Raw genomic sequence first — 25577 nt, forward strand, 5'->3', positions numbered from 1 at the left:
TTCATTAAGATTGGAGTTGGAGTTATGGAATCTAAGAATGAATTTAATTTGGAGGATAGCTTTTTCAAAATTGAAGGAAATATTCTCATTAGAAATTACGACTGTGAAAAATTACTTATTGAACCATGGGGAAAAAATAGTTTACGAATACGCAGTACAAAGCAATCGGAATTTAAAGATAATGATTGGGCTTTATTACCGCAGGAAAACTGTGATGTTAAGATTAAGGTAGATGGTAATGAAGCATCTATTGAAAATGGGAAGATTACTGCACATATTGATTCAGGAGGAAAGATTATTTTCTATAATCAGAAAGGAGATATTCTTTTAGAGGAGTATGTAAGAAATAGAAAAAATGTTAATAGGTTTTGCAGTGCTTTAGAAATAGAGGCACGTGAATTTAAACCTATACTTGGTGGAGATTATACTTTAACCATGAGATTTGAATCAAACCCAAATGAGAAACTTTTTGGTATGGGCCAATATCAACAATCAAATTTAGATTTAAAAAATTGTGTACTTGAACTTGCCCATAGAAATTCACAGGCAAGTGTTCCTTTTGTATTGTCTAGTATAGGGTATGGAATGTTATGGAATAACCCTGGCATTGGAAAAGTTACTTTTGGAAAAAACATAACTGAATGGATTGCTTATTCTAGCAAACAATTAGACTACTTTATAACGGCAGGGGATACTCCTGCAGAAATAGAAGAGGGTTATGCAAAAGCTACTGGAACAGTACCTATGATGCCAGAATATGCTATGGGATTTTGGCAATGTAAATTAAGATATCAAACTCAAGAGGAGTTATTAAACATTGCTCGAGAGTATAAGAGAAGAGCTCTTCCAATTTCAGTTATAGTAGTTGACTTCTTTCATTGGCCAAAACAAGGAGAATGGAAATTTGATTTAGATTACTGGCCTGACCCGGATGCCATGATTAAAGAACTTAAAGATATGGGAATTGAGCTAATGGTTTCAATTTGGCCAACAGTTGATAAAGAGAGTGAAAATTATAATAAGATGCTTGAAAAAGGTTATTTAGTAAGAGTTGATAGAGGAATTAGAACAACAATGGACTTCTTAGGTAATACAGTTTTTTATGATCCAACAAATCCAGAGGCGCGTGATTTTGTATGGAAAACTGCTAAGAAAAACTACTATGATAAAGGAATAAAAATATTTTGGTTAGATGAAGCTGAACCAGAATACTCAGTTTATGACTATGATAATTATAGGTATTATCTAGGCCCAAATGAACAAATAGGCAATATTTATCCGGTTATGTATGCAAAGACTTTCTTTGAGGGAATGAAAAAAGAAGGACAGGAAAATATAATTAATCTCCTCAGGTGTGCCTGGGCAGGAAGTCAACGCTATGGTGCTCTTGTATGGTCTGGAGATATTGACTCGAGCTTTGAATCTCTAAGAAATCAATTTGCAGCAGGACTTAATATGGGGCTCGCAGGTATACCATGGTGGACAACTGATATAGGAGGATTTCATGGTGGAAATCCAGATGATCCTGATTTTAGAGAATGCATAATTCGATGGTTTGAATATGGAGCATTCTGCCCTGTCTTTAGATTACATGGAGACCGTGAACCACATTCAAAGCCTCTTGGAACAAGTGGTGGCGGGTTATGTGCCAGTGGTGCAGCAAATGAAGTCTGGAGCTATGGTGATGAAGCATATGAAATATTTAAAAAATATATGTTTATTCGTGAAAGAATGAAACCTTATATTACTGAAATTATGAAGGAAGCACATGAAAAAGGAACCCCGGTTATAAGACCACTATTTTATGATTTTCCTCAAGACAAGCTTTGCTTTGACATTGCAGATGAGTATATGTTTGGACCAGATGTACTTGTTGCTCCGATACTTTATAAAGGTTATACATCAAGAAAAGTGTATCTACCTGAAGGTGCGAAGTGGAAGGATGTAAATTCCGGAAAGATATTTAATGGAGGACAATGGATTGATTATGATGCTCCGCTAGAAATCATACCATTATTCCTTAAAGATGAAGCAGATATTCCTATTAATATCTAGATTATTAAAATTAGGAGGAATTATGGATAAAGATTCACTTGAATTTAGTAAGAATTTAAGAAAAATAAGCAAAGAAATTCCGTTAAACAATATAAAAATAAGCGATGAATTTTGGTCTAAATATATTAAGCTTGCAGTGGATGTAGTTATACCATATCAATGGGAGGCTATAAATGACAGAATTGAAGATGCAGAACCGAGTCATGCAATAAAGAATTTTCGAATAGCCGCAGGACTGGAAACAGGAGAATTTCATGGGATGGTTTTTCAAGATAGTGATGTATCGAAGTGGCTTGAAGCAGTAGGTTTTAGTCTTCAAACTCACCCTGACTCTGAACTTGAAAAAAATGCAGATGAAGTGATTGATATCTTAGAATTGGCACAGAGGCCAGATGGGTATTTAAACACATATTTTATATTAAAAGAGCCTGAAAATAGATGGACAAATTTAGCTGAATGCCATGAATTATATTGTGCTGGTCACTTTTTTGAAGCAGCAGTAGCATATTATAATGCTACAAATAAAAGAAAAGTTTTAGATATAGCATGCAGGTTTGCCGATTACATTGATGCTACATTTGGCCCAGAAGAAGGCAAAATTCATGGTTATGATGGACATCCAGAAGTAGAATTGGCACTTTTTAAACTTTATAAGGTTACAGAAAATAAAAAGTATCTTAAGTTAAGTAAATATTTCTTAGATGAGCGTGGAGCAAAACCAGATTTCTTTGATATGCAATGGGAAAAGAGAGGCAGAAAGGACTTTTGGCAAGGTGGAATTAATCGAGAATGGGGAAAAAAATATTATCAAACCCATTTGCCAATCAGAAAACAAAGTACAGCAGAAGGTCATGCGGTAAGAGTAGTATATATGTGTATGGGGATGGCAGATGTAGCAGCAGAGACTGGAGATAGTGAATTATTTAAAACATGTAAGAACTTATGGAATAATATAGTTTCAAAGAGAATGTATATAACTGGAGGTATAGGTTCAACTTCAATTGGAGAGTCATTTACTTTTGATTATGATCTTCCTAATGATACTGTTTATGCAGAGACATGTGCTTCTATCGGATTGGCATTTTTTGCTCACAGAATGTTAAGGATCGAGCCAAGAAGTGAATATGCAGACGTAATGGAAAGCGCTCTTTATAATACCATAATAGGAGGGATGTCGCAGGATGGGAAAGGATTTTTTTACGTAAATCCACTTGAAGTAAGGCCAGAAGCTTGTGAGAAAAATCCAACAAAGCATCATGTTAAACCTGTAAGACAAAAATGGTTTACCTGTGCTTGCTGTCCTCCTAATATAACAAGAACTTTAACATCACTAGGCAGATATATTTATACTGTAAATGATGATACTGTATATGCTAATTTATATATTGGTGGCAAAGCTGAAATAAATGTAGGAAATAATGAAATTAGACTTATTCAGGAAACGGAGTATCCTTGGGAAGAAAATGTATTAATAAAAGTTGGCGCAAAAGAGAAAACAAAGTTTACTTTAGCCCTAAGAATACCAGGTTGGTGCGGGAAGGCTGAAGTCAAAGTGAATAATGAAGTTATAAATATTGAAGAAATAAAGCTTAATGGATATGCAATGGTTAATAGAGAGTGGAGAGATGGAGATAAAGTTGAGCTTATTTTAAAAATGCCTATTTTAAGAATGAAAGCAAATCCAATAGTTAGTGCCGATATAGGTAAAGTTGCAATACAAAGGGGACCTTTAGTCTATTGCTTAGAGGAAGCAGATAATGGTTCAAATCTTCATGAAATATATCTGCCTAAAGAGGCTGAATTGGAAGAATGTTTTGAAGCAGATTTGCTTGGCGGCGTAATGGTATTAAAAGCAGAGGCAAAACGTATTTCAAATAATAGTAAATGGAAAGATCAACTTTATAGTTCAGAAATAAAGGAAGAATATGATTCTATTAATATTAAGTTTGTACCTTATTACTCCTGGGCAAATCGCGGTACTGGTGAAATGATAGTCTGGGTAAGGGAAAAATAGTATAATCCTAAAAGAAACCATAGGCTTTAATGATGTCTATGTTGGGGTTGTAGCACATAAATATATATTTTGTAATAATAAGAGTTTATGTAAAATAAGCTCTTATTTTAATTGTATCACCAAGATCCATTGTATCTCTCCTGATACTAGTGAAGCTAGAATAGAGTTATTAATATGAAATAAATACGACAAAATAACTTTTATATTTATATAAAATTAATATAAAAATGAAGAAAACGTTGCAACTTTACTAATTATGTATTAATATTTAACAGTGAAAATTAAAATTTTATATAAATATAGTAAAAAAAATAATGGCTAAAGTGATTCAGCTAATTATAAAATACTTGTAAGAAAAGGCATTCTAATGTACATGCTTTTTGACTAAGATGGAGGGATAAAATGGATCAATTAACATCAGAAAAACAAAGTTTATCGAGGGGACTCAAAAATCGGCATGTTCAATTACTTGCAATTGGGGGCGCAATTGGAACTGGATTATTTCTAGGTTCAGGAAGATCAATTCACTTGGCTGGTCCATCAATTTTATTTGCGTATATTATAACGGGAATAATTTGTTTTTTTATTATGCGTGCTCTAGGGGAATTATTGCTTTCTAATTTAAACTACCATTCATTTGTAGACTTCGTTCATGACTATTTAGGAAATGGTGCAGCATTTATTACAGGATGGACTTATTGGTTTTGCTGGATTTCAGTTGGAATGGCTGACTTAACAGCTACAGGACTTTACATACAATACTGGTTCCCGAGCATACCACAATGGGTCCCAAGTCTTATTGTTCTTGTAATTTTACTTGCTATGAACCTTACGGCAGTAAAACTTTTTGGTGAGATGGAATTCTGGTTTGCCTTAATTAAGGTTGTTGCAATTTTAGCATTAATTATAATTGGTACATTTATGATTATTAAAGGATTCTCTACAGATGCTGGTGCATCAAGTTTTGCAAACCTTTGGAGTCATGGCGGTTTATTCCCAAATGGAGTTAAAGGCTTTATGCTATCTTTCCAAATGGTTGTATTTGCTTTTGCTGGAATTGAATTAGTAGGGCTTACAGCGGGTGAAACTGAAGATCCAGAGCGCGTTATTCCAAAGGCTATTAATAATATTCCAATTAGAATTATTATTTTCTATATAGGAGCACTTATTGTTATTATGAGTATATATCCATGGAATTCAATTAATCCTGATAAAAGCCCATTTGTTCAGGTATTTGCAGCAGTGGGAATCGCAGCAGCAGCAAGTATTGTAAATTTTGTTGTATTAACTTCAGCAGCATCAGCTTGTAATAGCGCAATATTTAGCACAAGCCGTATGGTTTATTCTCTTGCTAAAGAAGATAATGCACCTGAATCAATGAAGAAATTAACTTTAAGTCAAGTACCTTCGAATGCTACAATGTTCTCTGCAATTGTTATTTTAATTTCAGTCATTTTGAACTTTGTTATGCCAGAAGGGGTATTTGTGCTAATTACAAGTATTTCAACATTCTGCTTTATCTATATTTGGGCAATTATAGTTATCTGCCATATGAAATATAGAAAAACTAATCCTGAACTTGCTTCTAAGAGCAAATTCAAAATGCCGCTTTATCCAATAATAAACTATATAATTCTAGCATTCATGGCATTTATTATTGTTGTATTAGCACTTAATGAGGAAACTCGTGTATCCTTATTTGTAACACCAGTATGGTTTATAGCCTTAGGTGTGATTTACAAGATGCTTAAGTCAAAGAAGAAAAGTGGAGAAGAAGCTCAAAGAAATTTATCATAGACTTTTTTCTAAAAGGAATATTTGAAGCTATATAAGGCTTTAAGTATTCCTTTTTATATTTTTTAAGAAATATATATATATGTTGGGAATTTTAATCCTAAATAATCACATACTTTTATTAAGGTTAATAATAGTGTTTTTGTAAGGAATTAAATAAATATTATTTGTGTATAAATAGATTTTAGGAAGAAATATATAAATTAATATAATGTTCCTTACTTATGCTATAATAATCCTAAATAAATTTGGAGGTGGAAAAAATGAAATATTTTGATAAAAAGCTAAGGTTATTTATTGCAGCAGCTTTATGCTTAACTATTATGGCGGGGTGTTCAAATTCAAATAAACCTGCAAATGATACATCGAGTAATACCCAAGCTAATAATGAAACCTCAAGTACACCAGATGAATCTAAATCCGAAGATAATAAAACAGCAGATAATAATGAAGCGAAAGGTAATGAAAATGCTTTATTAAAGGACATTAAGACTTTAGCAGAAGAAGGAAAAATTATTAATTCAAACTTTGCAGATAAGTCTTCCAATATATCAGATGTGGAGGGTAAATTAGGGAAGGCGGATAAGTCAGAATGGGTAAGTGATGCAAAAGGAAACTATTCCACTTATTCAAAAGATAATGTGGTTTTTGGCTCTAATAAGGGAGGCAGAATTTTTGAAATAAGATCTTTTGACAGTCGTTTAAATAATATCTCACTTTCAATGGTTGAAAAATATTTTGGAACTCCTGCTCATAATGTTACAGCTAATGGTGAAAAGATCATAGGGTATACAGCTGGAGCAGACTTTAAAATATTATTCGTATTTAAAGCTCCAACAAATAGTAATGATGATCCTAAATTAGACCACTATTCTGTCTTATATCCAAAAGGAACTGTTAATTCAATGGCGAGTGATCCAGGAAGAGAATGGTAATAAGTAAAGAAATGATGAATTACAATAAGAAATAAACATTGAATATATAAGAAAATGGGGAGAAGAATGAGCGAAAAACACAAAATACCAATTTATAATGAATATCAATACATATTTGATGTAATAAATAATTTATTAAAAGTAGAAGACACTAGATCTTTAATTATAGCTATAGATGGAAGATGTGGCAGTGGTAAGAGTACTTTAGGAACACTCCTTACTGAAAAGTTTGATTGTAACATATTTCATATGGATGATTTTTTCCTGCCTTTTGAGATGAGAAATTCAAAACGATTAGCAGAGGCTGGTGGCAATGTTCACTATGAAAGGGTCGAGGAGGAAATATTAAGGCCGCTACAAAAGCATAAGCTAGTTCAATATAGGCAGTATCTATGCAGTAAATGGGATTTTAGCCAGCCTATTGAAGTAGAACCTAAGAGGTTAAATATAGTTGAAGGGAGTTATAGCCTTCATCCTACCTTAAGAAATTATTATGATTATAAAATTTTTGTAACGGTTGATCCAAAGGTGCAGTACGAAAGAATCCTAATACGTAATGGGGAAAAAAAGCTACAAGATTTCCTAAATAAATGGATCCCTATGGAGGAGCATTACTTTTCAGAATTGGATATTAAGAGTCAATGTGATTTAATGTTTGATACTACAATATTAAATAAATAGATAAATTAAAAGGTAATATAAAAAGAAAAGGAATAATTGAAGCAATATAAGGCTTTAATTATTCCTTTTTATATTTTCAACTCACTTTCGACATTTTTCTATATTTCCCTAAAAAAATATGATATCCTTTATGTGGGATACGTTTGTTTATTAAGAACCATACAAAATCATAATAATTAATTTCAGAAATAGGGGGAGCAAAAATGAAATTATTTACAAATTTAAGTATTAGAAAAAAGATCGCTACAGTATTCTTACTAATTTTTATTTTAATTATTTTTATAGGAGTAGAGGGGATATTAAGTTCAGAAAAAATAAATAATAACGCGGAGAGAATGTATAGTAATAATTTATTATCTATTAAGGATTTAGAGGAAATCCAAGGTAGTATAAATGAAACTAGAGCTAATTTAGTTCATATTGTCTTTGAACGAGATACAAATAAATTAGACAAGTATATTAAAACCATTGATGATATAGATAAGGAACATCAAAAATTCTTAGATGAATATGATAGATTACCTGTTATATCAGAAGAAGAAGAGAAACTATATTCTGATTTTGTAAAAGATTTAGTAAAATATAAAGAAGTAAGAGCTAAAGTAATAGATCTTGTAAAAGCTAACAACTATGATGAAGCAGTGAAACTTTATAATTCAGATGTAGTTACATTAACAGAAACTATCCTAAATAAAATTCAAAAATGTATTGATTTAAATCAGAAAATGGCAGAGCAAACTAATTTGACTAATAAGGCTCAATTCAAAAGCGTTAAATACAATATTACTATTTTTACAATAGCAGCATTTTTTATTGCTATTTTTATGGCGTATTTATTAGTTAAAAGCATAGATATTCCACTAAATAGAATAAAAAAGTTAGCACAAAGATTATCTAATTATGATTTTTCAACATCTATTGAAGTGAAGCAAAAAGACGAATTTGGACAGGCAGGAGAGGCTTTAAATACAGCACAAGAAAATGTAAGAGGTCTAGTAAAAGCAATTATTGAAAATTCACATAATCTAAATGCATCAGCACGAGAAATTTCAAATGTATTTCAAGATCTATACTTTAAAGCCATTGAAGTAGATGACGCGGTAAATGCTATTGCTTCTGGTGTGCAAAACGCAAGTGCTGCTACAGAAGAAATAAGTGCATCTATTCAGGAAGTGGATTCAAGTATTAATATACTTTCTTCTAAAGCTATGGAAGGAAGTAATAATGCAAATCAGTCAAAAGAAAGATCTGCAGAAGTTAAAAATAGCAGCCAAAAAGCTATAAGCGAAACTAGGAATATATATGCTGAAAGACAAACTATGATGCTAAAGTCTATTGAAGATGAAAAAGTGGTAGACAGTATAAAAGTTATGGCAGATACCATTGGGGAGATAGCAGAACAGACCAATTTACTTGCTTTAAATGCTGCAATAGAAGCAGCTAGGGCTGGGGAACAGGGAAAAGGTTTTGCAGTAGTAGCAGAAGAAGTTAGAACACTTGCAGAGCAATCAGCTCAGGCAGTAATTAATATCCAAGAAACAATAGTTAAAGTTCAAGAGGCATTTAAAACCAGTATTGATACAGGCAGCGATATACTGGAATTTATAAATACAAAGGTAGATGAACAATTAAATGCTTATGGTGAAACAGGTATCCAGTATTATAATGATTCAGATATTGTAAGCAAAATGTCTGAAGAAATTGCCTCAATGTCTGAAGAAATTACAGCTACAGTTGGGCAAGTAAGTGAAGCAATTCAAAATGTGGCTGAGGATTCACAAAAGTCAGGAGAACAAGCAGAAAATATAAAAGAGAGAATGAGTGGAACAACAATGGCTATAGAAGCAGTAGCAATTACTGCACATAAACAATCAGAAATTGTTAAAAATCTTAGTGAAATAGTTGAAAAATTTAAAATATAATTAAAAAGAAAGTGAATTTCAACCACTGCATTTTTGTATTGGTTGAAATTTTTTTATTAAAATCCTTTAATTTAACAAAAAGCAGATAAATCAGATAAAAATAGTCTTGTATTAATTAGATATATATGTTAATATAAGATTACACATTAACAACGTAAACTCCCAAGGATAATTTACAGATTATATATTTAAACATTTATAAAAAACAGATAGTAGAAAGAAATATTTACTATCTGTTTTTTATTTGTAAATATAAAAAAGCAGTATCTGTAGAGTTTATGCAATATAAGTTCTTATTTTTATGTTAGAATATACTTAGAGTTTATCATTAGAAAAAAGAAAAGAGGAAAAATAAATGCGTAACGATAAAACTACAGGTGTAATATATGCAGTAACTGCATATATATTATGGGGTATTTTGCCTGTATACTGGAAATTTATAAGTAGTGTATCTTCAATAGAGATATTATCTAATAGAATTGTATGGGCCTTTGTATTCACAATTTTAATTATTATGGTAACTAAACAATGGAGTGAATTAAAGCTTATAGCTAAGGACAAGAAACAGATGTTTTATATTTTTATTGCATCAATTCTAATTGCGATTAACTGGGGACTATATATTTGGGCTGTTAATTCAGATAGAATTGTAGATGCAAGCCTTGGATATTATATAAATCCATTACTCGCAGTAGCCTTGGGCGTTATAATCTTTAAGGAAAAGCTCAGTTATTGGACAGGGGCAGCACTTACTATAGCATCTATCGGTGTAATAGTAAAAACCGTGCAATATGGTAAAGTTCCGTGGATTTCTTTAGGATTAGCTATTTCCTTTGGACTATACGGTGCGATCAAGAAATCAGTTAAAGCTAATTCTATAGTTGGATTAACGCTTGAAACAGCTATGCTTACACCAGTTGCAACAGCTTACATAGTATCAAGGCATGTTAGTGGACTTGGAGCTTTTAAGACAGAAGGGACACTCGTAATTCTTTTACTTATAGGCGCTGGTGTAGTTACAGCTATTCCGCTTCTGCTTTTTGCAAGTAGTGCTAGAAGGCTGCCATTATCATTAATTGGTTTCACACAGTATATTTCACCAACTATAAGCTTGATTATAGGAGTTTTTGTATATAATGAAGGTTTTACTACAGTAGATATGATAGCATTTTGTTTTATATGGGCAGCACTAATAGTATATTCTTTTTCACAAATAAGTTTAGTTAAAAGTCCGAAAAATATAGAGCAGATTAGCTGATTGCTAATCAAACTTATGACTAGATAAAGTGATTAAATGGAGAAGAGTTATATAATATTAAAAACTAAAATGTGGTATTCAAAATGATTAGAAGTTATATTGGATACCACATTTGTATTTATAAAAATTAATATTTCTGATTTTTGTATTTTATTAGTTTTTCGTTTATAAGTTTGGCTTCTTTTTCTCCATTTATACTCATCATTGTATAAACTGAAACTTTTACTATAATTAGTGCAAAGATATATATTAGAATTAATTCAATATTCATAGCTTTACCTGGACTAAAAAACAACAACCATAATAATATCATTAGTTCTGAGAGGGTTAAGCAAACATTAAAAATGATTAATTGAACTTTTTTACTCATCCCATTTTTATTCATAAAGGCTAATTTTAAAAATACATATGCTAAGGAAAATAACATAATCTGAAAAAGTAGTGAAGTTCTAATTGTTTCTTCGGAATAAATTCCTGAAAGCATTGTGATGATGACCATTAAGAATCCGCTAGATATAAAGAAATCTTTTAAAGAATTTTTGAAATAACTAATAAATTTCATTGTATAACCTCCTCATAATCCTAACTTCTTTTTAAAAACAGGGACATATTGTCTAGAGATGAATATTTTTTCTCCATTTTGTAGCAATGCTTCAAATTTACCATAGAAAACTGGGATAACAGATTCTATTTTAGAAATATTAATAATTGTTGATTTTGATGCTCTAAAAAAATCACTATTCTCATATTCTAACTCAATTTCGTAGAGCTTAAGTCTAGATTGGAAAATCTTTTGTTTACAATAGATAAAGACTTTATTATCCACAGATTCAAAATAGAATACATCTTTAGGATTAATAATATGCATCTGTAAGTCTGTAAATCCAATAAGTTTTTTTGAAGATGATTTAATTGAATAAATCAGTTGCAGCAACGATTCGTCAGGCTCGTTACATTTTATTATTATTTCTGGTTCAGATCCAGCAGGGATATTTTCTATACTAATTTTCATCTCTACGGCCCTCCTTACTTCCTATATCTATAGTATATGTCAGCAATTTAGACTATTCAACAGCTCTGATGTAAGCTGTAAATCTAGCTCGGTAAGATGCATTTTTTGATACAAGGGTTCTGCAATGATAATCGAACTTATGTGTATTTCCACCGAAATCAATGATATTCGTTTGTTTCGGTTTCTAAGGAATTTTGATGGGTAGTTCTAAGATTGGAAGTTGCACCAAAAGTGCTAGCCTCAAAAGAGGAAACTCGACTCACATTTGTTCGCTGAGTAAGTTCGAAGGACCAAATGCAAGATTTGGATTCTCACTTAAGCATTGAACTAGCACTTTTGAACAACTTCCAATCTAAGAACCACAGCCATCAAAATTCCAGATGAAACACTACACAAAAGAATATCATTGATTTCTAGTTAGGGAATATATCACAGCATAAGTTTAATTATCGATGAGGAACCCTATGCAGATAAACAATTTAAAAATTAGACTTATGCATTTAATAATTTTCCGAGTTCATCATGTTTTTAATAATGTATATGTAAAACTCTTGAATTGGATATATAAATAGATAAACTAATTATAAGTTTAATTTATGCCTTGAAATATATACCATACCAGAAAGAGAAGGTACTCTTTTACGCAGTGTTGCATTGAGAAACCTGCTAATGAAAGTCAATACTTTTTATAGCAGGTTTTTTAATTATTTTTTATATTTTATTGCATACTAATTAGACCAGCTATTTTTCTGGTCCAAGCTTCCGATTATTAAATTAGATTCTATTTATATACTTCTTTTATTCTAGCATAATATATTCTTAAAAATTTATTTAATCCAGCAATTTTTGCTACTTTTGAAGCTTTTCCTTCCGCCTCTTTTTTTAGTATAAATAAATATACTGAATTACTCTCAGGTTTATTAATTTTTAAATATTTCATTATTTCAAATCCAGTTTTTCTTAATGTAGCAGAACCTCTCTTAGATATTCTCCTTCGCGTTCCGTTAAATTGCCCTGATTGATATGGTGGCGCATCAATGCCTGCATATGCTATTAAAGCTTTTCCGCTATGAAATCTTCTGATATCGCCTATTTCTGCTATTAGTCTTGGTGCAATAATGTCACCTACTCCACCCATTTCACGAACAACAGCATACTCCTTTAGAGACTTTGCTAATTCTTGCATTTGTGATAAAATCAATGCAAGAGTTTTATCTACTTCACGAAGAACTCTAACAGCTTCCAATACTAACATTTTGGTCGATGGGGCATTGGAAGATAGAGTAGGGATTCCTTGTTGAGCCAAGTCATATATCTTTATGGCTTTCGCTTCGCTTTGTTGGTATCCCTTCTTTTTTGCCCAATTTTTATAACTATTAATAAACTGTTCCTTACTTTTTACTGCAATGTTATCATAGTGCCAGTATTCTTCAACGAAATCATTTAATTTATCTTTTTCGGGTTTATCAGATCGATTTTGTAGCATTTTTTTAATTCCTGGCATTGTATGGTCAAGCATTGAAGTTAATGATAATTTACTTTCTACCCTGAGTTTTATGTAGTGACTGTATTGTCTTCCAAGAAGACGTAGTTCATTATAAACATCTTCACTTGATTCATAGTTAACTAAATGAAACCAGTTATCTATTCCATAGCTAGCAATCTTTATAGCATCTAACTTATCTGTTTTTCCTTTTCTAAGAACTATACTTGCATATTTTTTCATTACTAGTGGATTAATAATAGTTACAAAAATACCATGCTCTTTAAGAAAACTAAGTACTGGCAAATGATAAGTTCCTGTCGCTTCCATTACGACTCTTACTTCTTCATTAAAACATTTTATCAATGATGTTAATTCCAATAGATGATTTTCTGTATGAGTAACCTCATATGGAGATTTAACAATCTCGCCGCATGGTTTCAATATACATACTGTACTTTTTTCTTTTGATACATCAATTCCTACACTTATCATAAGTGACCTCCAGATATATTTTTTTCGTAATTGTACCCATCTACACTTATTAGAATTCATTTTGGTTAGTTACACGAAAGCCTCTAAGGTTTCAACCTGCTTAATCGAATTTTTATAATAAAGGATGGCTGACAGTTTCTCAAACGGATGTTATTAATCCAAAATAGCTGTCGTCAGACCAATTACTCCCTTAATTATAAATAAAATAAGTGCAAATACTAACCTTATTTCTTGGGTAGTATTTACACTATATACAGTACCAAAATGGTTGTAGGTATTTCTTCAGTAAAAGTTGTTCCAGTCCTGCTTGTCATTAGCTTGCCTAAGGAGCAAGCAGGACTGGTGCAACTTTTACTGTTAGAAATCCACAACCATTTTCTCTAGCAACCGAGTAAACGAGTAGCTTCTCTTTCGGTTGGGTATATGCATAAGTCTAAGTTATATTTACACGTATTCTTGTCCTAATTTGTTTGCTGTTAGAATAGCGGCATAAACATCTTCTGGAGTAACTTCAAAAGGCATATTATGCGCAGTATCTTCTTTTGCAGTAGCTACCTTTGCTACTTCCATGATTTCTTCTGGCTTAATTTCGTTAATACCTAATTGTTTTAAAGTGACAGGAAGGCCTACACTATTACAGAAATCTAATACTTCCTCGATTTCTTCCATTGGAGCATTTTCAAGTACTAATTGAGCTAATGTACCAAATGCAACTTTTTCACCATGATACATATGATGGCATTGTGGCAATACAGTTAATCCATTATGAATAGCATGAGCAGCTGCAATACCACCGCTTTCAAAACCAAGACCACTAAGAAGAGTATTAGCTTCAACTATTTTTTCTACTGATTTTGTGCAAACGCCTTCTTCTACAGCGAGTTTTGCTTTATATCCTTCAGTAATTAATGTATCGTAGCATAATCTAGCTAATGCTTGAGCTGTAATAGTAGTGGTACCAAAAGCACATGTTCCAGCGTTTGATTTTTCACAAGCTCTTGCCTCAAAATATGTTGCTAAAGCATCACCCATACCAGATACTAAAAGACGAACTGGGGCTTTAGCAATAATACCAGTATCAACTAAAACCACATTAGGATTTTGTTTTAAGAATAAGTATTTATCAAAGACACCATCATCAGTATATAAAACTGATAAAGCACTGCATGGAGCATCTGTGGCAGCTATGGTAGGTACAATTACAACAGGAAGATTTTTATAATATCCAACTGCTTTAATAGTATCAATGATTTTTCCGCCACCAATACCAATGAGAACGGTTACTTGATTTTCATCACAAATTTTGATGATACGATTTACTTCAGTAATGCTGCATTCGCCATTAAATGAATCATATTCTACAGCAATACTTTTTTCTTCAAAACTTTTATCAATAGTATCTTTTACTCTTTTTAACCCACTTTCACTAATTAAGCATAATGCTTTTTCACCAAGTATAGATACGTATTGTGCAATATTTGCTAATTCTCCATTACCTTGTATATATTTACTTGGTGCAATCATAATTTTTGCCATAAAAACTCCCCCTTATATATCTTTTAATAGCATTTATTTTACTATTATTACATTAATTATAGCACTTTAAAATATTATGGTAAAGTTACTGTATGTTAAATATAAGCTCTTGTTTTAGGTTATTGTACATTTATAATATAAGATTATAAGGTGAAGAAATATTAATGAAAGCATGTATAAATAAGGATAAATAAAATGTATCCTTTGTCAAGGACAGTTTAAAAAAGCCTAAGCAACCTAATTTATATACATGCTTTTTATTATGAAATTTATAAGAATTTATTGATATATATTCTGTAATAATCGCGCGTCAATAGGAATCTATAAGTAGATATCAGAAAACTCAAGATTAATTGAATTAAAAAGGTGATTATCAAGCAGTTCCGTGGTTTTATTATTATCCTCAATAAGCTTCTCATTAGGAAGCATTAGAGTAAAGGTACTGCCTTTACCGAGTTTGCTTTTAACTGATATACTTCCACCTAAGGCCTCGGCAAATTCTTTTACAAGTGATAGACCAATTCCAGCACCTTCTGCATATCGTGAAAGAGAACTATCAACTTGTCCAAATCTACCAAAAATATAATGGATTTTATCTTCTGGAATGCCTATTCCTTTATCAATGACTTCAATACGTATATTATTTTTTACAGTTCGCATTTTTACAGTAATTAACTTGCTTTCATATGAAAATTTAATAGCATTAGAAATAAGATTCAAAAGTATACGCTCATATTTATCATCATCTAGTCCTATTATTTTTTTACTAAATGAAGATATAAAGGTTACTGAAACATCCTTTCCCGAAGCATACGTATTAACAGAGTTTACAATGGATTTTGTAAGATAAAATATATCTATATTTTTCTTATGTACTTTTATAGAATCAGAATTAGCACGAGTAATATCTAGAAGATTATTAACAAGTCTTAATTGTCTAAGTGTATTTTTATCTATCATCTTAATATATCTTTCCATCTTTTCTGATATCTCATCCCTGCAAATCAGATTCATGGTCTGAATAGCAGAAGTAATTACATTAATGGGAGTCTTAAATTCATGAGAAATAATTGATAAAAATTCATTTTTCATTTTCAGAGATTTTTCAAGGGATGCATTTTTTTCTTTTTCTAACTGTAATAACTTTTTATGTGACTCTTCTAAGGCTGCACTTTTAATTTTATAAGCATCTTCAAGCTCCATTTTTATATGTCTAAGTTCTTTTTCAGAGTCATTACGTTTGAACATTTTTATTACAAAACAATTAATAAATTCATCACCATTGTATGTTTCTTTATTTCCCATTAATAAAATAGGTATAGTCGTTTCATCTTTAGTTTTAAAAGTTAGATATACTTCATCAACGCTGATATCAAATTGAAGTTGAAGAAGAAAGAGTGAATGAAATATTATTTTACTTGCGGTGGGTAAAAAAGATTCAATATGCTTATCCAATAATTCATTACAATCATAATCTATCATTTTACAAAATGCTTCATTTGCATCTTTTATATATCCTTGAGTAGTTAGTAAAAGATATCCACAAGGACTTTTATCTACATTACAATGCATTAACTCACATCCTTTTTGTCATTTATTTAATAACCTTTAGTGAAGAAAGATACTCTATTATTAACTGAGATGTTTCTTTTGGTTCACTTAAGTTGGGATAATGACCTTTTGCACCAATTACTTCAAGCTTACTATTCTTTATATTACTATTTAAATAGTTTGCAACCTCTATTGGAACTATACTATCCTCCGCGCATTGAACGATTAAAGTAGGTACTGTGGCATTGGGTAAGTCTTTTCTGTGATCAGAGAAAAAGGTTGCTTCTGCAAAATTTCTCATAATTACTGGGTCCTCTTGAGTAAAAATTTTTTTTAAATGTTGAGCTAACATTGGTCTATCTGGATTATTCATAAGTGCAGCAGCATTCAAACTTGCCCATCCAACATAATTTACTTCCATTAGATTAATCAACTCTTTTATATCATTATCATTAAAGCCTCCATAATAATCAGGCAATTCGTTAATATATCGAGGTGAAGGACCAATCATTACCACCGCCTCAAATAATTCAGGTTTTTCAATGGATGCAATTAGACCAATCATTGCACTTACAGAATGTCCGATAAAAATAATGGAATCACTCTTTGAAGCTTCAATGACTTCAAGAAGATCCTGAGCATATCCACGAAGATCTTTATAGCGCTCTATATTATATGCTTTAAGGTCCGATTTACCAGATCCAACATAATCGAATAAGATCATGCGGTGGTCTTTTTGAAAATAAGGTGTCATAAACTGCCATATATTTTGATCACAGCCAAATCCATGACCAAAAACAATAGTTTTTGTCCCTTCTCCGATTACATTAACATTATTCCTTAAGAAAATATTTTTCATTTGGAATTCCCCCCCGTAAAGCATTATAAGTCGATAATTTGTTAACTTATACTTAATTATAGCACAATTTTCCAAATATTTCACATATTTAGTTCTACTATCATATAAATAACCATACTTTTGGAGATTTACATTATGATATTTAATTTAAAGCCATAATCATAGAATCAAAAGGAAAGTCACATGATACTTACTGAAAGCAAACAAGAAATATGATTAGATTGAATAAATATATAATTTATTATATAATAATAATTATTAATAAACTGTTTTATAAATAATTTATAGTGAAATGAGGTAACGAGGGCGTGGATAAGAACGTATTTTTAAACAAGAAAATATTAATAGGCGCAGTTTCTATAATTCTTCTAGCTGGAATTGGTATAAGTTATGGAATAAAAAACAGTAAGGTTAAAGCAAAAGAAGTAACTATAGAAAATGCAGTAAAAGAGACAATCATTGAAAACACCATAGCTACTGGTAATATAGAAGCAAATTACAGAAGTAATATCTTATTAGATAACAAGAAGAAAATAATAAAGGTTCAGGTAACTGAGGGACAAGCTGTAAAAAAGGATGATGTTTTGGTTGTATTTGATAGTTCTGATGAGGAAAATGAGCTAGAAAAACAACAAATTAATTTAAAGAACGCTGAGTTAACATTAAATCAAATGCTTAATGGAGGAGTGGAAGCTGATAAAAGTGCTTCAGAAAATTCTGTAGCTCAGGCAAATTATAGTTTGGAAAATGCTAAAAGAAAATATGATGATGCGAATAAGAAATTCAAACAAAATGAGGAGTTATTTAATAGCGGGGCCATAAGCAAAAATGAATATGAAGATTCAAAAAAGAATATGGAAGATTCATATACTGCTGTAAAGAGTGCAGAAGATGCATTAGAAAATGCAGAAACTTCATTAAAAGCGACAAATAGTAACAGTGAAACCAAAATAGCTAATCAAAAGAATCAAATTGAATTAATCAAAAAAGATATGGAAAATTATAAGCAAAAAATTAAAGATTGTACAGTTACTTCAAATATAGATGGAAAGGTTATCAAAGTAGATGCTAAGGAAAATCAATATCCAAGTAGTGGAGATCAAATAATAGTAGATGATGTATCAAAATACAAGGTAGTGGTAAATTTAAAACAATATGATGCATTGAAAGCTAAAATAGGTCAAAAGGCAAATGTCAAAATAAAAGGTTCTGAAAATTCATATAGTGGCACAGTTATAGAAATAGGACAGTTTGCAGAAGCTGAAACAAATTCTTCCACAGATAATCAAGATTCTAAAGTAAAGGTTACTGTTACAATCGATAATCCAGGAGATGATATAAAAAGTGGATATGAAGCAGATGTAGAATTGATATTTAATGAAAAGAAAGATTCTCTTGCAGTCAGATTTGATGGTATAAAAGAGGATAAAGAAAAGGGACAAAAATTCATATTTGCTGTAGATCCTAACAATATAGTGACAAGGAAATACATCAATATAGGTATAGAAAGTGAATACTATGCAGAAGTTACAAATGGAATAGATGAAAATGAAAAATATGTCTTAAATCCACCTGAGAATCTAAAAGAAGGAGATTTAGTTATACAAGGATCTTCAGCTAAAACTTCATCAAATCCTAAATAAACATAGAAAGGGTAGAAACTATGAGATTTCCTTTTAAAATTGCAGTAAGGTTTTTAATGAGTAACAAATTGCAGACATTTTTTATTATTTTGGGAATCGCTATTGGAGTGTCAGTTCAAGTTTTTATAGGTACACTAATTGATGGATTGCAAAAGAGTTTAATCGATAAGACAATAAATAATTCTCCGCAAATCACAGTTTCTTCAACCACAGATGATAGTACCATAGAAGATTTTGAGAAAAAAATAATACAAATAAGAGAAAGTGATAGCAGAGTAAAAAATGTTTCACCAAGTATACAAGGTCCAGCGTTTATAAAGAATGATAAAAAAAGTTACCCTATAGTTATGAGAGGTTTCAACTTAGAAGAAAGTGATAAAATTTATAATATAAGAAGTAGAATATATGAAGGGAATTGGATATTCCAAAGAGAGGTCGATGGATTAAGAAAAAAAGTATTAATTGGCAGAGAACTAAATGAAGACTTAAAAAAGAAGCCTGGAGACACGATCAAAATAACTACTCCTAACGGAAAAACAGAAGAATTTATTATAAATGGATTTTATGATTTAGGGGTAAGCAGCATAAATAGATCTTGGATTATAACAGATTTAAAAACAGTTCAAGATGTCTTTGGTTTTGATAATAAGATAACTTCAATAGAAGCACAAATCCAGGGTGATTCAATATTTAAAGCAGATAATATAAGTCATAATATAGAGTACAATTTGGATAATAAAGATGTTAAAGTTGAGAATTGGCAGCAGCAAAATAAACAATTATTAAGCGGATTAAGCGGGCAGAGTACTTCAAGTTATATGATACAATTTTTTGTTATAGTTTCAGTGGTTCTTGCCATTGCATCAATACTTGCAATCACTGTAATACAAAAATCAAAAGAAATAGGAATTCTAAAAGCTATGGGAATAAAAAATGGCCCTGCAAGCCGTATATTTTTATTTCAAGGACTTTTACTTGGAATACTAGGAGCAATTTTAGGAGTCGGTTTTGGAGTTTCACTTACTGTAATGTTTACTAAATTTGCAGTAAATTCAGATGGTACTCCAATCGTTACATTATATCTTAATCCTAATTTTTTGATTCTATCGGCATTTTTAGCAATAGCTGCTTCATCAGTTGCTGCATTAATACCAGCCAAGAAATCTGCTAAGCTAAATCCAATAGAGGTGATTAAAAATGGATAGTAATGTAATTGAATTGAGAAATATAGATAAGATATATGGAAAAGTAATGAAAACTCAAGTACTCTTTGATGTTAATGTATCTTTTAAAGAGAGTTCATTTAATTCAATTATTGGAGAATCAGGCTCTGGAAAAAGCACCTTGTTGAATATAATGGGAACATTAGATAAACCTACAAATGGAGAAGTTTATATTGATGGAATAAGAACAGATTTTTTAAAAAGTGATGAACTAGCAGAAGTAAGAAATGAAAAGATAGGATTTATATTTCAATTTCATTATCTATTACCTGATTTTACAGCGCTGGAGAATGTTTTAATTCCATACATGATTAAAAATGTAAATCCACCAAAAGAAATTAGAGAAAGAGCACTAGAACTTATGGAATTAGTTGGTTTATCTAAGGTGAAAGATAATTTGGCAACAAATATGTCAGGTGGGCAGCAGCAAAGAACGGCTATAGCTAGGGCATTAATAAACAATCCAAAAATAATATTAGCCGATGAGCCTACAGGAAACTTAGATTCTAAGTCTACTGAAACTATATATGAGATTATGAGAGATATAAACGAAAGATTTAAGACTACATTCATCATTATAACACATGATAAAAGAATAGCAGAAAGAACAGATAGAGTAATAGAAATATCTGATGGTAAAATACTCTCTGATATTCTTAAGGCACATTATTAATTTAATAACTTAATAATTCATAAAAATGGCCTAGGTTCTCCTTTTTATAATTAATTTACTTATCAATTGCTGATTTTATAGATAAACCAACTATAGCTTAGACTTATGCATATAACCAACCGAAAGAGAAGGTACTCTGTTTCTCGGTTGCTAGAAAAAAGTAACTGTGGATTTCTACCAGCAAAAGTTGCACCAGTCCTGCTTGCTCCTTAGGCAAGCTAATGACAAGCAGTACTGGAACAACTTTTACTGAAGAAATACCTACAGTTATTTTCAAAATAGCAACACTACGAAAAAGAGTACCTTCTCTTTCTGGTATGGAAAGTATTTCAAAGTATAAATCAAACTCTTAGTTGGGATATCTATAATTCTGAAGTCATAAAAGGAATGGCTACTTAAGTATTCTAAAAGCCAAGTTCGTCTCCAATTAGTACTACCTTTATTTTGTTTGCTGGACGGCTTATTCTTGTTGTTACAAGATATGCACAAATACAATCTGTACTTAAGCAGTCTCCACAGCTCCCAGTTATATAACATGGAGTTTTCAAATCTTGGAAACGCAGCGTATTCTGTGGTGCAGCAATAGTTCTAGCTCTTTGCACTGCATCAGCGTGATTTTTTACAATTTTATTCATTCCAGCTACAACTACAACACTTTTTGGTCCAAAAATCATAGCAGCAACACGATTTCCATTTCCATCAATATTAAATAGCTGACCATCCTCACTTATAGCATTACTACTTGTTAAGAAAGTATCGCATAAAAGTGCTTTTCTCATCAGTTCTGTTCGTTCTTCAGGATTAGCTGCAGAATCCCTATCTATAATTTCATAGCCTTTTTCCTTTACAAGTTCTTTAATGCCAATATCGTTTAAGGTTTCAGAACCACCCCAAGATACCACGTGATTTTCAGGAATTAACTCTAAAATCTGTTGAAGCGCTTCATCTTTAGTCTCACAATAATATGCATCAAAATGATGCTTTTTTAAAGATTCAACTACTTTTGCACCCAATTTATCATAGCGTTTTTGTAAAAAAGCTTGTCTTGCCATTTTAAAAAGCCTCCTCGTGAATATGTTTTATATAATTCTTTGCAGTATAATAATGGATATTATTATGATATATTTATAGCATAATTAACCACTATATATAAGTATGCACATTTTTGTAACATAGTATAAAAATGATACTTTAAAAAAGTTATAATAAAATTGTTCTTTTAAGTAAATTAAAGGTGATGACATCATAACTTTAGTTGGCGTTTCAAGGAGATCTACACTTAAGGATTCACTAAAAGCCATAGATGTAAATTTAAGCGCAGATGATATACTAAGAATTGAAAATGCGATACCTGCAGATAAGATAGCTGGTGCTAGTTTTCCTAATAGGCAATTTAAAAATGGAATTGTGGTTCTTTTAATTGTTAAGATTGTTATTAAACTATTCATATAATTCTAAAATAGGGGTGGATTCTCCGATTACAAAAATTAAGATTCGGATTATAAACATAGCTTTTCGTTTTACAAAGTGGCATCTCGTCTTTCACTTAACCTTAATATTAATATTAAAAGAATATAATAATAACAATAATAATATAATAAAAAGCGATATAAATTTATTGTAAAACAATAAAATATATGTTAAAATCATTTTGTCATTAAATTAGTGAGGTGTTTTAAATGAATGTTAAACATGGTTCAATCACTTTCTTAAAAGTAATTATTTTTTTGATTGGAATTGCTGTATTTGCTCTGAGTATCTTTTGGTTACCTGTGATAGCCATTAATGATGCAAAAGCACATCCAGGAGACTACTGGCTATATCCATTTTTAGGATATGCGTATGGATGCTGTATTGCGTTTTCTGTTGCATTGTATCAAGTATTTAAACTATTAATATATACCGAGAGAAATAATGCTTTCTCAGAGTTATCACTTAAATCTTTGAAGGTTATAAAGAAATGCGGTTTAACAACCATTTTATTCATGGTGTTAGGGATAGTAACGTTAATGGTAATTGCTAAAGTCACAGGAGATGACTCAGCAGGTCCTATAGCATTAAGTCTAATAGGGATTTTAGTAACAAGTACCATTACAGTTATTGTGGATGTGCTCCAAAAACTATTAAAAAATCTTCTAGATACAAAACTAGAAAATTATTAACGATTTGATAAAATACAATTAGGGAGGTCTTTTTATGAAACAAGTTACGACACACTTCTTAAAGCTAGCTGTTATTTTTATAGGAATCCTAATTCTTGCATTATGTATATTTTTGGTGCCTAAGCTGGCTTTTGAGGTATCAAATTTTTTAAAGGTTAATTCCTTAAAATATATTATTTACATAATTTTATATGGAGCTGCGATACCTTTTTACTTTGCTCTGTATCAAGCTTTTGAACTTTTAAGTTATATTGACAAGAATAAAGCCTTCTCGGAATTATCGGTAATAGCTTTAAAGAAAATCAAATATTGTGCCATTTTAATCTGTAGTTTACATGTGCTGGGCTTGCCGTTATTCTATTTAGTGGCAGATAAAGATGATGCGCCTGGTCTCATATTTATCGGAATGGTCATTCCTTTTGCTTCAATGATTATCGCTGTTTTTTCTGCTGTCCTAGAGAGGCTTTTACAAGAAGCGATTAACATAAAATCAGAAAATGATTTGACGGTCTGAGGTGGGGGATATGGCAATTATTATTAATATAGATGTAATGTTAGCAAAACGAAAAATGAGCGTAACGGAGCTTTCGGAGAAGGTCGGAATTACTATGGCGAATCTTTCTATTCTGAAAAATGGGAAAGCAAAAGCGGTTCGTTTTTCAACCTTAGAAGCGATATGTAAGACTTTGGATTGTCAGCCAGGCGATATTTTGGAGTACAAAAGCGACGAAGACTCTTAGTAGAAACAGAAAACAAATTTATAAACTAACTGAAGTCAGCATAGAATTTAAGGGATAGCCATTAAGCTATCCCTTCTTGGTTTTTCATAATACTAAGAACGTACACAGAATTACAACATTCACTGTAGATTTAATCAAGATAGGAAATATATTCTCCTAAATTTATATATAAATATTAATTTATATAATTTAGTAATTAATTTTAAATGTTAAATTAATTGACAAAAGCAAGTAATTTAGTTGACAAAAGCAACTAAAATTATTATAATTTCTTTAAGAAGCGAAGCCAAACCTTTGATTTGGTGTGAATTAGTTAAGCAGACATCTCGAATCTATGATTTAATGATGTTCGCTTACTCTGTGAGTATCCAGCGAACGAATGTAAGTCGGATTTCCTTATAAATGGTAGGAGGAATACTTAAAATGAATAAAAAACTTAAAGACAGAGTTAGTATTATTAGGAGTTTCAATCGTTATTATACAAATATATTAGGTTTGTTAGATCAGCACCTTTTAGAAAGTGATTTATCATTATCGGAAGTACGAGTTTTACATGAAATTGAAAAAAATGAGAAATGCACATCAAGAATGCTGGTAGATATTTTATGTATGGACGCAGGATATTTAAGTAGAATATTAAAAAAGTTTTATAAAATGGGTTTATTGATAAAAGAAAAATCCGCTAAAGACGCTCGGGCACAATATTTATACCTTACCGCAGAGGGAAAAGAAAAAATGGATGAATTAAATAATAGTTCAGATGAACAAATTGTTCAAATAATAAAGCCATTAACAGAAATTGATAAAAATTGTTTAGTTCAAAATATGACATCAATAGAAACCATCTTAACGGATGGTGCAAATATTAAATTAGAGGATATCACTATTCGTACAGATGTACGTCCTGGAGATATAGGGTATATTACATATATGCATGGATGGATTTATGGAGAGGAATATGGGTATTCCTCTGCTTTTGAAGGATATGTAGCTGAATCCTTTCAGAAGTTTTTACTTAATTACAATCAAGACAATGATAGTTTATGGTGTGCTGAACACAATGGGAACATAATAGGCTGCATTGGTATCGTAGGTCATGGAGAACGTGCACAACTTCGATGGTTTTTAATTAATCCACATTATCGTAAAATTGGTCTTGGTAAGAAGCTATTGCAGGAATCACTGGATTTTGCAAAAGCGAAAAACTATAGGAGTGTTTATCTGGATACAACAAGTGATTTAGATAAAGCAATTAGTATGTATAAGCGAGTTGGATTTATAAAGAAATTAGAAACAGCAAATAATTCATGGCGCGAAGATTTGACTGAACTTGAGTTTGAAATGGAGCTGTAGTAAGAAACAAGAAAATTTTGATTTTTAATCAATTAAAGTATAAGTATAAAAAAGTATGCTAAGTTATTTAGTTAGCATACTTTAATTAATGTAAAAGTTGTAGTAAAAACCTTTGTGATTTTTATGTTTGAATTCTTATAATTAAACTTGTTACAATTAATTAATCTTCTTTAATTGCTATATATAAT

The 25577-nt window shown here is 30.9% G+C and carries 23 protein-coding genes; 15 read left to right on the forward strand and 8 right to left on the reverse strand.

The window, feature by feature from the left end; all coding sequences use genetic code 11:
• The first annotated feature begins 24 nt into the window (after positions 1-24).
• From D2A34_RS18875 to rarD, 7 genes are all read left to right on the forward strand, one after another.
• Entirely contained in the window at positions 25-2055 is a 2031-nt protein-coding gene (locus D2A34_RS18875; protein WP_119367599.1) for a glycoside hydrolase family 31 protein, read from the forward strand.
• Between the two features lie 22 nt (positions 2056-2077).
• Entirely contained in the window at positions 2078-4069 is a 1992-nt protein-coding gene (locus D2A34_RS18880; protein WP_119367600.1) for a glycoside hydrolase family 127 protein, read from the forward strand.
• 402 nt (positions 4070-4471) lie between these two features.
• Positions 4472-5866, forward strand: a complete 1395-nt coding sequence (locus tag D2A34_RS18885) for an amino acid permease (RefSeq protein WP_119367601.1) — start codon at positions 4472-4474, stop codon at positions 5864-5866.
• A gap of 260 nt (positions 5867-6126) precedes the next feature.
• A complete protein-coding gene (locus D2A34_RS18890; RefSeq protein WP_119367602.1) occupies positions 6127-6798 on the forward strand; it encodes a YjgB family protein in 672 nt (223 codons plus the stop codon).
• Positions 6799-6864: 66 nt separating this feature from the next.
• On the forward strand, positions 6865-7479 hold the full coding sequence (locus D2A34_RS18895) for a uridine kinase family protein (protein ID WP_119367603.1): 615 nt from the start codon (positions 6865-6867) through the stop codon (positions 7477-7479).
• Between the two features lie 203 nt (positions 7480-7682).
• Positions 7683-9401, forward strand: a complete 1719-nt coding sequence (locus tag D2A34_RS18900; protein WP_119367604.1) for a methyl-accepting chemotaxis protein — start codon at positions 7683-7685, stop codon at positions 9399-9401.
• Between the two features lie 355 nt (positions 9402-9756).
• Positions 9757-10659: an EamA family transporter RarD gene (rarD, locus tag D2A34_RS18905; RefSeq protein ID WP_119367605.1), complete on the forward strand. Its 903-nt coding sequence runs from the start codon at positions 9757-9759 to the stop codon at positions 10657-10659.
• A gap of 127 nt (positions 10660-10786) precedes the next feature.
• Here rarD and D2A34_RS18910 read toward each other — a convergent pair whose 3' ends face one another.
• The 6 genes from D2A34_RS18910 to D2A34_RS18935 form a co-directional block, all read right to left on the reverse strand.
• Entirely contained in the window at positions 10787-11221 is a 435-nt protein-coding gene (locus D2A34_RS18910; protein WP_119367606.1) for a DUF3021 domain-containing protein, read from the reverse strand.
• A 12-nt stretch (positions 11222-11233) separates the two neighbouring features.
• A complete protein-coding gene (locus tag D2A34_RS18915) occupies positions 11234-11671 on the reverse strand; it encodes a LytTR family DNA-binding domain-containing protein (protein WP_119367607.1) in 438 nt (145 codons plus the stop codon).
• Positions 11672-12452: 781 nt separating this feature from the next.
• Positions 12453-13649 carry an IS110 family RNA-guided transposase gene (locus D2A34_RS18920; protein WP_119365626.1) on the reverse strand — a complete coding sequence of 399 codons (1197 nt, stop codon included), beginning with the start codon at positions 13647-13649 and terminating at the stop codon, positions 12453-12455.
• A 444-nt stretch (positions 13650-14093) separates the two neighbouring features.
• Positions 14094-15185 carry a glycerol dehydrogenase gene (locus D2A34_RS18925; protein WP_119367608.1) on the reverse strand — a complete coding sequence of 364 codons (1092 nt, stop codon included), beginning with the start codon at positions 15183-15185 and terminating at the stop codon, positions 14094-14096.
• Positions 15186-15506: 321 nt separating this feature from the next.
• Positions 15507-16757, reverse strand: coding sequence for a sensor histidine kinase (locus D2A34_RS18930; RefSeq protein WP_182629427.1), 1251 nt, complete (start codon positions 16755-16757; stop codon positions 15507-15509).
• Between the two features lie 22 nt (positions 16758-16779).
• Positions 16780-17595 (reverse strand): alpha/beta fold hydrolase, encoded by an 816-nt coding sequence (locus D2A34_RS18935; RefSeq protein ID WP_119367609.1) that lies wholly within the window; start codon positions 17593-17595, stop codon positions 16780-16782.
• A 308-nt stretch (positions 17596-17903) separates the two neighbouring features.
• Here D2A34_RS18935 and D2A34_RS18940 point away from each other — a divergent pair, with 308 nt between their 5' ends.
• The 4 genes from D2A34_RS18940 to D2A34_RS27490 all read left to right on the forward strand — a co-directional run bounded on the left by D2A34_RS18940 (position 17904) and on the right by D2A34_RS27490 (position 21487).
• Positions 17904-19238 carry an efflux RND transporter periplasmic adaptor subunit gene (locus tag D2A34_RS18940; RefSeq protein ID WP_119367610.1) on the forward strand — a complete coding sequence of 445 codons (1335 nt, stop codon included), beginning with the start codon at positions 17904-17906 and terminating at the stop codon, positions 19236-19238.
• 20 nt (positions 19239-19258) lie between these two features.
• Positions 19259-20443, forward strand: a complete 1185-nt coding sequence (locus D2A34_RS18945) for an ABC transporter permease (RefSeq protein ID WP_119367611.1) — start codon at positions 19259-19261, stop codon at positions 20441-20443.
• Positions 20436-21134 (forward strand): ABC transporter ATP-binding protein, encoded by a 699-nt coding sequence (locus D2A34_RS18950; RefSeq protein WP_119367612.1) that lies wholly within the window; start codon positions 20436-20438, stop codon positions 21132-21134. Before D2A34_RS18945 ends, D2A34_RS18950 begins: the two co-directional genes overlap by 8 nt.
• Positions 21135-21355: 221 nt before the next feature.
• Complete coding sequence (locus D2A34_RS27490) at positions 21356-21487, forward strand: hypothetical protein (RefSeq protein WP_279221638.1); 132 nt, start codon at positions 21356-21358, stop codon at positions 21485-21487.
• Between the two features lie 51 nt (positions 21488-21538).
• On the opposite strand, the gene D2A34_RS18955 is transcribed toward D2A34_RS27490, so the two are convergent.
• Positions 21539-22186: a lactate utilization protein gene (locus D2A34_RS18955; RefSeq protein WP_119367613.1), complete on the reverse strand. Its 648-nt coding sequence runs from the start codon at positions 22184-22186 to the stop codon at positions 21539-21541.
• Positions 22187-22270: 84 nt separating this feature from the next.
• Positions 22271-22582 carry a hypothetical protein gene (locus D2A34_RS18960; RefSeq protein ID WP_119367614.1) on the reverse strand — a complete coding sequence of 104 codons (312 nt, stop codon included), beginning with the start codon at positions 22580-22582 and terminating at the stop codon, positions 22271-22273.
• A 231-nt stretch (positions 22583-22813) separates the two neighbouring features.
• Here D2A34_RS18960 and D2A34_RS18965 point away from each other — a divergent pair, with 231 nt between their 5' ends.
• The 4 genes from D2A34_RS18965 to D2A34_RS18980 all read left to right on the forward strand — a co-directional run bounded on the left by D2A34_RS18965 (position 22814) and on the right by D2A34_RS18980 (position 25389).
• Entirely contained in the window at positions 22814-23296 is a 483-nt protein-coding gene (locus D2A34_RS18965) for a DUF2975 domain-containing protein (RefSeq protein WP_119367615.1), read from the forward strand.
• A gap of 34 nt (positions 23297-23330) precedes the next feature.
• Positions 23331-23810: a DUF2975 domain-containing protein gene (locus tag D2A34_RS18970; protein WP_119367616.1), complete on the forward strand. Its 480-nt coding sequence runs from the start codon at positions 23331-23333 to the stop codon at positions 23808-23810.
• 10 nt (positions 23811-23820) lie between these two features.
• Complete coding sequence (locus D2A34_RS18975) at positions 23821-24036, forward strand: helix-turn-helix domain-containing protein (protein WP_119367617.1); 216 nt, start codon at positions 23821-23823, stop codon at positions 24034-24036.
• Positions 24037-24438: 402 nt separating this feature from the next.
• Entirely contained in the window at positions 24439-25389 is a 951-nt protein-coding gene (locus D2A34_RS18980) for a bifunctional helix-turn-helix transcriptional regulator/GNAT family N-acetyltransferase (RefSeq protein WP_243128374.1), read from the forward strand.
• Positions 25390-25577: the final 188 nt, after the last annotated feature.

The organism is Clostridium chromiireducens (genome assembly GCF_003575225.1).
GTDB lineage: Bacteria > Bacillota > Clostridia > Clostridiales > Clostridiaceae > Clostridium > Clostridium chromiireducens.